6 protein-coding genes are annotated in these 12,642 nt (G+C 60.9%); 4 read left to right on the top strand and 2 right to left on the bottom strand.

The genetic code is table 11. From position 1 onward, the window contains the following. The first annotated feature begins 52 nt into the window (after positions 1-52). The 3 genes from LRP59_RS10485 (at position 53) to LRP59_RS10475 (ending at position 7,806) form a co-directional block, all read left to right on the top strand. The gene (locus tag LRP59_RS10485; RefSeq protein ID WP_002521399.1) at positions 53-850 is read left to right on the top strand and encodes a thioredoxin domain-containing protein; all 798 of its coding nucleotides are present in this window, start codon (positions 53-55) and stop codon (positions 848-850) included. Between the two features lie 140 nt (positions 851-990). Then, positions 991-3,603, top strand: a complete 2,613-nt coding sequence (gene valS, locus LRP59_RS10480) for a valine--tRNA ligase (protein ID WP_002514383.1) — start codon at positions 991-993, stop codon at positions 3,601-3,603. Positions 3,604-3,897: 294 nt separating this feature from the next. Then, positions 3,898-7,806 carry an endo-alpha-N-acetylgalactosaminidase family protein gene (locus LRP59_RS10475; protein ID WP_002547146.1) on the top strand — a complete coding sequence of 1,303 codons (3,909 nt, stop codon included), beginning with the start codon at positions 3,898-3,900 and terminating at the stop codon, positions 7,804-7,806. A gap of 117 nt (positions 7,807-7,923) precedes the next feature. On the opposite strand, the gene LRP59_RS10470 is transcribed toward LRP59_RS10475, so the two are convergent. Then, positions 7,924-11,184 (bottom strand): S41 family peptidase, encoded by a 3,261-nt coding sequence (locus LRP59_RS10470; protein ID WP_002521402.1) that lies wholly within the window; start codon positions 11,182-11,184, stop codon positions 7,924-7,926. Between LRP59_RS10470 and LRP59_RS12040 the strand changes: the two genes are divergently transcribed. Next, entirely contained in the window at positions 11,183-11,317 is a 135-nt protein-coding gene (locus tag LRP59_RS12040) for a hypothetical protein (RefSeq protein ID WP_002521403.1), read from the top strand. The two genes, LRP59_RS10470 and LRP59_RS12040, sit on opposite strands and share 2 nt — an antisense overlap. Positions 11,318-11,319: 2 nt before the next feature. Here LRP59_RS12040 and clpX read toward each other — a convergent pair whose 3' ends face one another. Beyond that, the gene (clpX, locus tag LRP59_RS10465; protein WP_002514386.1) at positions 11,320-12,609 is read right to left on the bottom strand and encodes an ATP-dependent Clp protease ATP-binding subunit ClpX; all 1,290 of its coding nucleotides are present in this window, start codon (positions 12,607-12,609) and stop codon (positions 11,320-11,322) included. Between the last annotated feature and the right edge of the window lie 33 nt (positions 12,610-12,642).

The following is a 12,642-nucleotide window of genomic DNA, read 5'->3' as shown; positions in this document are numbered from 1 at the left end:
CGGCTACCATCATGTGCGACACATCATCGATGGCACGAGGGGATTTCAACCAATGGCTGATAAAAAGGCAACTGCGACCACCTCTAAACGGGCCGCCCTGCGCGCCCAACAGGAAGCTCAGGAATCGGCCAAGAAGCGCCGCCGGATCATCGGCGTCACCGCAGGCGTTGTCATCATCGCGATGGTAGTCGTCGCAGTCGTCTTCGGGCTGAACCACAAGTCCGACGATGTGCCGACCACTGGCCAGATCACTCCGCCTTCGGCTACCAAGGACGGCGTCTACACCCTCAATCCTGACAAGGTGAAGGCCGGAGCCCCTACAGTCACGGTGTTCCAGGACTACCAGTGCCCCGCATGTAAGGGTGCGGAAGATGCGCTCGGCAAGCCTCTCAATGAGCTATCGGCCGAGGGAAAGATCAAGCTGGAATACCACACCCTCACTTTCTTGGATAGCAATCTGCATAACGACTCTTCCACTCGCGCCGCGATGGCCGCTGCTGCCGCCGACGTCGTAGGTAAGTACGAGGCCTACCACGACGTCGTCTACCGCCACCAGTCTAAGGACGAGGGCGCGGGTTACACCGATGAGCAACTGCGCAAAGAATTCGCCGCCGAAGCCGGCATTACCGGAAGTAACCTCACCAAGTTCCAGCGCATCTACGACAACAAGCAGACTGAACAGTTTGTCAAGAACGGCAACGACAAGGGGCTGCAGGAATTGCAAAAGTCCGGTAATACCGGTACTCCCGCCTTCCTCATCAACGGAAAGTCGTGGGACGGTTGGGCGGATTTCATGCAATCCGTTCCTTCCGCCGATGAACTGCTCCAAGCCATTAAGAAGGCCCACTGACATAGGGGCATTGATTTTCCACAATCCATCGTGACAAGGGGCCGAGGCAGGCCCGAGGCTCCTCGTCACTATTACCCTGGGCGACTGGCGAATACCACTCGTCTAGCGACCTGTCCGAGTCGAACACTAGAATTTGGAATATGACCTCACAGACCTTTACCACCTCATCTGCCACGCCTCCGACGCGCGGTGTCGTACCCGATAAACCGGCCCTCGAAGGTCTGGAGGTAAAATGGGGCAAAATTTGGGAAGACGAGCAGCTCTACGCCTTCGACGCCACCACAGTTGACTCGCGCGAGCAGGTGTTTGCCATCGATACCCCGCCTCCCACTGTCTCAGGCCACCTGCATCCCGGTCACGTCTTCTCCTACACCCACACCGACACTGTTGCCCGCTATCAGCGGATGCGTGGCAAGAAGGTTTTTTACCCGATGGGTTGGGACGACAACGGTCTTCCGACTGAGCGTCGCGTGCAGAACTACTACGGCGTACGCTGTGATCCCTCGCTGCCGTACGACCCCGACTTCACCCCACCGAGCAAACCCGACCCCAAGCGTCAGGTACCAATTAGCCGTCGCAACTTCGTCGAGCTGTGCGTCGAGTTGACCGCCGTCGATGAAAAAACTTTCCAGGACTTGTGGCGGGCTGTCGGCCTGTCTGTGGACTGGAACCAGCTCTACACGACGATCTCGCCAGAGTCGCAGCGGATCGCCCAGCTGGCCTTCCTCCGCAACTACGCTCGTGGCGAGGCGTACTTGTCTGACGCCCCCACTCTGTGGGACGTCACCTTCTCCACCGCCGTCGCCCAGGCTGAGCTCGAGGCTCGCGACTACCCCGGTGCTTACCACCGCCTCGGCTTCCACCGTCCCAATGGTGAAGACGTCTTCATCGAAACCACCCGGCCCGAGTTGCTGGCCGCTTGCTGCGCCCTCATCGCTCACCCCGACGACGAGCGCTATCAGCACCTCTTCGGCACCACCGTCACCACTCCGCTGTACGGAGTCGAGGTGCCGGTGTTGGCCCACTCGGCTGCCGAGATGGACAAGGGTGCCGGCATCGCCATGTGCTGTACCTTCGGTGACCTCACCGACGTTGCATGGTGGCGGGAATTGCAACTGCCCACCCGCACCATCATCGGTCGCGACGGACGGATCCTCTCGGAGACCCCGCAGTGGATCATCGACGCCGGATCCGCCGAAAGGTACGAGGCAATCGCGGGCAAGACCACCTTCACCGCCCGTAAGCTCGTCGTTGAGGCCCTCGTGGAGTCCGGCGAGATGGACGGTGAGCCCAAGCCCACCCAGCGCAAAGCCAACTTCTACGAGAAGGGCGACAAGCCGCTGGAGATCATCGGCACCCGGCAGTGGTACATCCGCAACGGTGGGCGTGATGACGATCTGCGCAACGCCTTGCTGGAGCGCGGCCGGGAACTTGAGTGGGTTCCTGAGCACATGCGTCACCGTTATGAGAACTGGGTCGAGGGACTCAATGGCGACTGGCTCATTAGCCGTCAGCGGTTCTTCGGCGTCCCCTTCCCGGTGTGGTATCCCCTGGGCACCGACGGCGAGCCCGACTACGATCACCCGCTATTGCCTGACGAATCTGCCCTCCCGGTAGATCCGGCTTCCCAGCCACCATCCGGATACCAAGAATCTCAACGCGGTGTCGCCGGAGGATTCATTGGTGACCCCGACGTCATGGACACCTGGGCCACGTCCTCGCTGACTCCCCAGATTGTCACCGGTTGGGAGCGCGACGCCGATCTGTTCGCTAAGACCTTCCCCATGGACTTCGCCCCCGAGGCCCACGACATCATTCGCACCTGGGTGTTCTCCCGTGTGGTGCGGGCGCATCTAGAGAACGGTATGCTGCCGTGGAAGCGCGCCGCGATCTCCGGGTTCGTCACCGACCCTGACCGCAAAAAGATGTCAAAGTCGAAGGGCAATACCGTCGTCCCGACCGAAATCATTGATCAGTTCGGTGCCGACGCGGTGCGCTGGCGTGCCGCTATGGCCCGTCCAGGCATGGATTCCCCTTTCGATAAGGCTCAGATGAAGGTCGGACGCCGTCTGGCCATGAAGATCCTCAACGCCTCAAAGTTCGTTCTCGGATTTGGCGAAGGCGGTCAGGTCTGCGACATCACCAACCCGGCCGATCTGTCGATGCTAGCCGGACTGCGCGAGCTCATCGCTGAGGCGACCGAGGCATTCGACAAATTCAACTACACCGCTGCCCTGGAGGTCTGTGAGCAATTCTTCTGGACCTTCTGCGACGATTACCTCGAGCTCATCAAAGAACGCGCCTACGACTCCGAGGGGGCCGACAACGCAGGTGCGCTGAGCGCCCGGACTGCGCTGCGTCTAGCCCTTGACGTCATGCTCCGGCTATTTGCCCCGTTCCTGCCCTTCGTCACCGAGGAGGTCTGGAGTTGGTGGAAGGACGGCTCAGTGCACACCTCCTCCTGGCCGACCGCCGACGAAGTTCCCGCCACCGGCGACGTCGACCTCATGAGCGACATCTCGGCTGCCTTGGTCGAGTTGCGTGGGGTGAAGTCGACTCACAAGGTTCCGATGCGCACCCCGATCCTTTCGGCCCGTATCAGTGCCCCAGCTTCAGTCATCGCGAACCTCAAGGCCGTGGAGTCCGACTTGACCAAGGTCTCCAAAACCGAGTCCTTGACGTTCCTCACCGGGGGAGACAAGTTGGTCTTGGAGGCCGAGTTGGGCGAGCCTCCAGCCAAACGCAAGAAGTAAGGGGATCACAACCTCCTGATCCGTTCCAGAGCCGGTAAACATCCCGGAACCAGGGAAAAGGGGTCGACCGCAGCGACGGTCGGCCCCTTTCTCGTGGTGAGTCATCCTGTACACGATTACATCAAGCGTTCACAAGGTCTGCGCATCCTCTTGCAGCGCCCCGGCAACACTCAATAGCCTCTCCTCAACCTGTACACAACGGACTCCAGTCAAGAGGAGTCCCGAGGAAGGACAACGATGTCGCGAACACCACGGGGCAGGTCCATCGGTGCGCTCGCCGTGTCAGCTGGCACGATGCTGGCACTGATCGCGCCGACGGCCCCTGCACATGCCGAGACCCGGTACCGCCAGATTAACCAGGCAGCAATCACCGCGGTTGCCGCTGATTCAGCCACCGCCACCGATCCGATCTCCAACACTCTGGACGGCAATCCCGACACGATCTGGCACACCACATGGCAGAACGGAAAGGACCCGCTACCTCACTGGATCGTATTCAAACTAGGTGATGAGGCCGTGAACCTGGGCAAGGTGGAAATCACACCCAGATCCAGCTCGAACGGCTCGGGTCGCATGCACGACTACGAGCTATACACGGCCAACACCAAGACCTGCAACAACGCCGCATTCTCCTCAGCGAAGCCGGTTGCAACGGGTTCTTACGGAGCCTCCGACACGTCGATACGCAAGATCACCTTCGCCGCAACCAAGGCCACCTGCGTCAAAGTGAAGGTGAACTCCTCTTGGGGAGGCGACGGATCGGACGAGGAAGTCTCCTCGATGGCGGAATTCAATGCCTTCACCGTCGACGGATCGGACCCTTCTCCGGATCCCACACCATCGGAACCGCCGACCCCAGAGGTCCCGAAAGACGCCATCAGCCTGTCCGACGGCACTGTGACGGTCAGGGCCCGTCGTGACTTCCCGCAAGTGATCGACTACACCGTCGGCCACGCACACATGGCAGGACGTATCGGCTCCCCGTTGACGAAGGTCAGGATCAACGGCGCCGACCACGTCGCCACTGTGTCCGCGCCCACGACGACTGGCTCCTCCGCGTCCTGGAAGCTCACCTTCCGCGACCTGCCCGGCGTCGAGCTCACTGCAGACATCAAGGTCTCCGATGGTGTCATGACATGGTCGATCCCACACATCGTCGACACCCCTGACCACCGTGTCAACACCGTGTCGGTGCCCGGCCTCACCCTTGCCTCGGTCACCTCAACTGATCCGAAAGCTCAGCTGAGCAGCGCAAACATCGTCGTCGATCGCAACAAGACCGGCGATCTCTTCCAACCCCTCGCCACCGCTGACGTCTCGCAGGACACCTCCTGGGTCGCCATGGCGAACGATTCCACGCTGGCAGCCGGATTCGAGGACAACGCGACCCAGGACGGCCTAGTCGGCTCCGCCGCCACGGTTGCCCGTTTCGTCCACTCCATCTCCCAGGTTGGGGGAACTAAGGTCGGAGCCATCGAACCGGCAACCTGGGTCCATCGTGGCAAGGGGTCCGCTACCCCCTGCCCCACCGACTCGTTCGGCAACAAGGCCGTATGTCAGCTGCCCGGTGGTGGCGCTGTCAAGGACGGCATCGGCCCAGACCCCGACACCCCGTACGTCCGGGTGAAGATCGTCGCTGACGCCAATGCCGACGGCAAGGTTGACTGGCAGGACGCAGCCGTCGCCACCCGGGACGTCACCATGAAGCCGACCGGCTCGGGGGATGTGGCGAACAAGGTCATCACCCATATTCCGTTTAACATCGTCTCCCAGGCGACTCATCCATTCCTTCGTACCTTGGACGATGTCAAGCGCATCTCTTTGGCGACCGACGGGCTCGGCCAGCAGGTCCTGCTCAAGGGCTACCAGGCCGAGGGCCACGACTACGCACACCCCGACTACGGCGGCAACGTCTCCCACCGTGCCGGCGGGATGAAGGATCTCGAGAAGCTCACCGAGTCGGGCAGGCAGTGGAACACCGATTTCGGCATTCACGTCAACCTGGTGGAGTCCTATCCTGAGGCGAATCACTTCGGCGACAACATCCTCGTTAAGCCGCATCAGAAGGCGTGGGACTGGATGGAGCAGTCCTACCGGATGGACTACGCCAAGGACCTTGGGTCTGGTCAGCTCTTCGCTCGACTCAACCAGCTGAGGAAGGAGTTGGGAGCCAAGTCCAACCTCGACTGGTTGTACTTCGACACCAACTACCCTGCTGGTTGGCAGAACGACCGGATCGCCAACGCTCTAAACGCCGAAGGCTGGAGGATCGGTTCCGAATGGTCGTCAACCTATCCGCGCTATAACCAGTGGTCGCACTGGGCCAATGACGAGAACTACGGAACCGGCAACAAGGGATACAGTTCCCGGATCATTCGGTTCATCGACAATTCCCGCCGCGACACGTGGAATCCTGATCCGATCCTCGGCAACTCCAATGTCGTCGAGTATGAGGGTTGGACGAGCCACAACGACTACAACGCGTTCATCGCGAATGTGTGGCAACGCAACCTGCCTACCAAGTTCTTACAGCGTTCGGACATCATGTCTTGGCAAGACGGCCGTATCGCTTTCGCTAACGGAACCGTGGCAACCTCGTCGAAGAAGTCCATCTCGGGTCATGAGATTCCCACCGCAAGGACCATCACCTTTGACGGTGCCACGGTCTTCAAGGAAGGCGGGTCCTACCTGCTCCCCTGGTCCAACGGTGGCAGCGATCGCCTGTACTACTGGAATCCGGGCAATGGCTCAGCAACCTGGAAACTCACGAATTCCTGGGCGGCACAGAAATCGGTGACTCTGTTTATGCTTACCGACACCGGCCGTGTCAAGGTTGCCGAGATCCCCGTCACCAACGGGTCCATCAGGATTCCCGCGACCAAGGCCAAGACTGCCTACGTCCTCTACCCGACGTCCAAGGTGCCTGTTGCAAAAACCCCGAACTGGGGAGAGGGAAGTCACTTCGTCAATCCGGGCTTCTACTCCGGTGACACCGCTGGTTGGAATGCCCGAGGAAACGTCTCGGTCAAGCACAACGACCGTGGCAACTTCCACCTCGAGTTCGGCAAGGCACAGTCGCAGATCTCCCAAGTCCTCAATCTGCCTGCTGGTGACCACTCCCTGTGGGCGTGGGTCCAGATAGATCCGACTAAGACCCGTCCAGTGGGACTTGCCGTCGACGGCACCGGGGTCACTCCCATCGACCATCAGAAGGGATGCGGGGGCCACGCGGAATCCGTCATCACGTCCACGACAGCCATCAACGCCACCGCTTCCGACGAGTATTTCGGCACCTACCACCAGCGGCTGCGAGTTGCTTTCCACTCTGACGGCAGACCAGCCACCGTTACCTTGAAGGCGCTCGCCGGGAATGCTGTCGTCAGCGCCGATGACTTCCGAGTCGTTGACGCTGCTGTGCCCAACGACCCTCACGTCACGCCTGCGACCGTTCTTTTCCAGAACTTCGAGGACGTCGACACCGGTTACTGGCCCTTCGTCACGGGAAGCGCAGGCATGGAGGGAGATGCCCGGACCCAGTTGTCCCGTCGCCATGAGCCTTACACCCAGAAAGGTTGGAACGGTCGGGCCATGGACTCGGTTCTCAGCGGTGACTGGTCCTTAAAGATGCACGAAGAACGTAACGGGACCGTGCTGCGCACGACCACCGCGTCCGCCCCTCTGACCGGGGACGGGACCCGCTACCGCGTCTCCTTCGACTACCAGGCTGACAAACCCGGGTACTCGTTCGTCACAGGTCACGACAAGGTCAACGGAAAGGCGGTTAAGGAAGTCATCACCGAATCCCATGCCATGGGAGTCGCCACCTCGACGACTCATTTCTCCACCGACATCGTTGTGAAGGACCAACCTGCCTGGATCGGATTCACCCACCAGGGTGAAGGGGATATGTCCATCGACAACCTGCGCATCGAAAAACTCGATCCACGACCGGCCTCCGCCACCTCCACGCAGACAGCGGTGTTCCCGGATGCCTGCAAGCCGGCCCCAGAACCGATCCAACCGGCGCAACCCTCGGCTTCCGCTCCGACGACATCCGGCTCCTCCCAAGTCCCTGGAACCGGTAACCGCTCCAACCGTTATGCCTTGCCTCGTACCGGAACAGACGGCGCAGGGCTCGGCTTCAGCAGTTCCGAAGCGGCATCGGCAACAGCTGCTGTGGATGTCCCCCGTCAAGGCCGATGATGACCGGTTGAGGGTTCACGCCATGCCGTGATCCCCGCCTCTAGAAAGGATCAGCCCCTGCGTGATGCAGGGGCTGATCCTTATCGGCCGTGGCCGAGTGGTCGTGACGAACCACGCTCAGCGCCGACCAAATGCCGGACCGGGCAGTTCCGGTGCGGTGGCTGCTGGCTTGTCGTCGAGCTGGCGCAGGCACTCAGCAATCGCCGCGTCGAGCTGAACGTCGCGATCGGCTTCCCAATCCTCCGGAGACACCGTCACAACGATGTCAGGATCAACGCCGTGATTCTCCACACCCCAGCCGTAGCTGCCGTACCAGCCGGCGTACCGCGGTTGAGTCACTGAGGTGCCATCAACGAGATCGAACCTGCCGTCGATCCCAACGACCCCGCCCCACGACCTCTCGCCAATGACCTTGGCGTACCCCATCGCCTGGGTGGCAGCCGCCACGATGTCGCCATCGGACCCGGCCCACTGGTTAGTGACCATGACGATCGGCCCACGCACGGCGTTCTGCGGATAGGTATCTGCTGTGGTATACCACCGGCTGTAGTCCCACCCGACGACCCTGCGGGCTAACCTCTCGACAACCAGCTGCGAGGTATGACCACCATGATTGAACCTCACATCAGCGATAACACCCTCGTGGCGAGTGGCCTCACCGATTTGGCGGTGCAGCTCGGCCCAACCGTCGGAGACCATATCCGGTACATGTAAGTAGCCGAGTCGTCCGCCCGAATGCTCTTCGACATAGCGACGACGCGAGGCCACCCAGTCGTGGTAGCGCAGCGGAGCCTCATCAGCCATGGGCACGACGGCCACCTGGCGCTCGTTCTCGCCTCGACGTACCGTCAACTCGACGACCCGTCCCGCCGATCCTTCCAGGAGCTCACCGAGGTTGCCATCGGCGCCGACCTTCCGACCATCCACCGCAACAATGACGTCCCCCTCGGTCACCGCGACTCCAGCCGCCCGTAGTGGTGACCACGCGCGAGGATCCGACGACTCGCCGGGAATAACCCGGACGACCCTAGCCCCGTCATCCCCGCTGCTGACGTCGGCTCCCAGGAGGCCAGCGCGCATGTCCGAATCCCCGGCGGCTCCGGAGGCTGACACGTAGGAGTGCGACGTGTTGAGCTCAGCAACCGTCTCCCAAAGAATGTCGTGGAGGTCGTCAACGACGTGACACAGATCGACGAGGGGACGGTAGCGGTTGAGGACGCCGTCCCAGTCGACCCCGTTCATATCCTCACGCCAATAGTGGCTCGCCATCAGGCGCCCGTTTTCATCAAACATTTGACGCCATTCAGCACGCGGATTGACAGTGCGACGCAGCCGCGTCAGGTCGACGCGGATGCAAGCCGGATCGTCGCCATCAACCTTGTGAGATGAAGGAACGACGATGATATCGTCGCGATGGCGCACCACGAGACGCTCACCATCGCCCGAAACAGAGAAAGTGTCGACGCGTTCACACAGCTTATCGAGGTGACGGGCGGACAGGTTGTAGTGCCACAAGACGTCACTGGGTGCTTCGCCGGTAACACCGGCACGGGTAGCGCCCAGCTCGCCGCCGCGATCAGCCACCTCGATCCACACCACACCATCCTTGACGACTGCCAGATCGCGATAAGAACCTGACGGAACTGGGAACGGCACCATCCTCTCCTCGAATCCGTCAGCAGCAACGTGGCAGATAACTGTCTCATCGGCTTCACCGTTACTAGTCTCTGCGTTGACCTTGGCTTTAGCGTCCTGCACCTCGCTGATCCGCCATCCCTGGGAGGACGGGCCGAATGGGGATGCCTCGGTTGCACTGAGCGGAACCAGCCAAGGACGCTGCGTGTGGCCAAAGGATAGGTCGAAGGTCTGACCGTCATAATTCGGGTCAAAGGTGCGCGCTGAAAGCATGGCGAGGTACTTGCCATCGGCAGTAAAGACCGGGCAGGAGTCATCAAAGGCACCACGGGTGAGCTCAAAGGGCTCCCCCATCCCCTGCTCGTCCCAGCATCGGATCTGACCGATCATCGCCTCGCCGGTAGCCATCGGGGATCGCCACACTACATAGCGGGAATCGGGGGACCATGCCAGCCCATTCGCCTCACCTTCTAAAGACTTTCCAATCTCACGGATCGCTCCGTCGGCAATAGTGACGATCAGGATGCGGCCGTCATGGCTAATGAGGGCGACCTTCGTGCCGTCCGGAGCCGGTGCGATATGCAACACACGACCAATCCGGCCCTGGGCGATACGCCGAATCTCACCAGTGCCATCAAGATTGGCGACCTCGAGGCAATCCTCTCCGTCGACGTCACTGGCCCACACCCCTTGGCCAGTCTGACCAAGAACGCGCGGCTCACGGATGCGAACGCCGTCGGCTGCCGAGAGCGCTCGCGCGGGGCCGGAGCGGTGGGTAAGGAAGTAGGCGGCTCCTCGCCACTCAAGTAAAGATCCGTCGCCACCGTGATCCGAAACGACCGCTTCCAGACGATCCGTAGGATCCAGCGGCATGCGTGGAGGGGCTCCGATACCGAGATCAATCTCCAGACGCTCCGGTTCTGCGTCAAGGCCAGTCATCCTCCACAGCGCACCGTGGGTGTGGTAGACGATCGTCGTACCGTCGGTGCGTGGGTCACGCACGTAACCCTCCGCTTCGCCATGGTGGGTGTGCTGACGTAGATCGTGTCCCTGGCCGTCAACTGACCAGACCTGAGCCTGGGCCTGCGGGCAGTCATCGTCACTCATATCGGAACTGAAGATGAGACGACCGTCGATCCAGCCCACGCTGTAACGCCCAGCAGCTGCGTAGCCGTCGTGGTTGTCGTTACCCTCACGCAGCAAACGCAAGAATGTCTCAGCCCCAGCGGGCTGCAGCCAGATCTGAGCGGCTGTTCCCCCGCGGTACCTCTTCCACCGCGAGCAGTCGCCGGAATTAGGGGTGACGACGGCGACGGCTCCGTCGGAACTGACGGCCAGGTCCATTCCCGGTCCGTATCCAAGTCGCTCGACGCGGCCATCGAGGGAGACGGTATATAACCATGTCAGGCCGACGTCGTTGGTCTGGTGTGGGGATGAGAACACCACATGCTCGTCGTCCTGCCAGCCGACGACGAGGTTGCGCGCCGCCCCTAGCCATGTCAGTCGGCGCTGATCTCCGGTAGTCAGGTCGATGACGAATACTTCGGGCCGCTGACCCAGGTAGGACGTCCATGCAATCTTGGTGCCATTGGGACTGAAGCGAGGATTACGGACCATAACGTGATCGTTGGTGAGACGACTCGCCCGTCCTCCGGTGACGGGAACCAACCACACATCGTCGTCAGCGGTGAACACCACGAGGTCGCCGTGGACATCGGGGTATCGCAAGTATCCAGTTGCCATGGGTGTCAGGGTACCGTCTGTTACCGAGACAAAGGGGAGGCGCGAAGGCAGATACGCGAAGGCCCGCAAGTCCATGGCGACCTTGCAGAAGCGGGCTGACAAACTGCTCGTCGAGGTCCTTGACGAGCACTAACCTCAGGCAGATAGCCTGCCTCGACCATGAAAGACCGGCGTGGAGAGGTACTGACACTTCCCTTCACCGGTGATGGCTTCCTGGGTTACCACGACTCGGGAGACATCATCGCGGGAGGGTACGTCGAACATGACGTCCATGAGGGTCTCCTCAATAATGGCCCGCAGTCCGCGTGCACCGGTCCCTCGTGCAACAGCCTTGTCGGCGATCGCCCCCAGAGCTCCCTCGGTAAAGGTCAATTCCACCCCGTCCAACTCGAAGAGTTTCTCAAATTGGCGGGTCAGAGCATTGCGAGGCTCGGTCAGAATGCGAACCAGGGCTTTGCGGTCGAGCGGGTGCACAGCCGTAACCATTGGCAGACGTCCGATGAACTCTGGAATAAGCCCAAACTGGTGAAGGTCCTCTGGGCGCACCAGACTGAGGGCTTCGGGCCCCTCAATGACCTCGCTCGCACCCGGATCATTGTTGAATCCCAACGGACGAGTACCGATCCGCTTGGCGATGATGTCTTCCAGACCGGCGAAGGCGCCCCCCACGATGAACAGGACGTTGGTGGTATCGATCTGGATGAAGTCCTGTTGAGGATGTTTGCGTCCACCTTGGGGAGGCACTGAGGCCACTGTTCCCTCAAGAATCTTGAGCAGGGCCTGCTGAACGCCCTCACCGGAGACGTCGCGAGTGATTGACGGGTTCTCCGCTTTGCGAGCCACTTTGTCAATCTCGTCAATATAGACGATTCCCCGCTCAGCCCGCTTGACGTCGAAGTCAGCCGCCTGCAGCAGTTTGAGCAGGATATTCTCGACGTCTTCACCGACGTAACCAGCTTCAGTAAGAGCGGTGGCGTCAGCCATTGCGAAGGGGACGTTGAGCTGACGAGCCATCGTCTGAGCTAGGTAAGTTTTGCCGCAGCCAGTCGGCCCAAGCATGAGGATATTCGACTTACCGAGCTCCACCCCATCGTCCTCGGCGCGACGGGCACGCGGCACATTGGCCTCGGACTGGATGCGCTTGTAATGGTTGTAGACAGCCACCGAGAGGGTCCGCTTGGCCTCTTCCTGACCGATCACCCAAGCGTCAAGGAATTCACACAACTCGCGCGGACGGGGAAGGTCCTCGACCCCACCGGCCTCGTCGGAGGACGAAAACTCCTCCTCGATGATCTCGTTGCACAGCTCAATACATTCGTCACAGATGTAGACTCCGGGGCCAGCGATGAGCTTCTTGACCTGCTTCTGGCTCTTACCGCAAAAGGAACATTTGAACAGGTCTCCGCTCTCACCAATTCGCGCCATCCGGCTTCCCTCCTAGTCGGCAGGTTCGTGTCA

It is taken from the genome of Cutibacterium sp. 37298, assembly GCF_023838685.1.
Taxonomy (GTDB): domain Bacteria; phylum Actinomycetota; class Actinomycetes; order Propionibacteriales; family Propionibacteriaceae; genus Cutibacterium; species Cutibacterium acnes.
The sequence above is the reverse complement of the archived record's forward strand: the minus strand, read 5'-3'. Positions and strand labels throughout refer to the sequence as shown.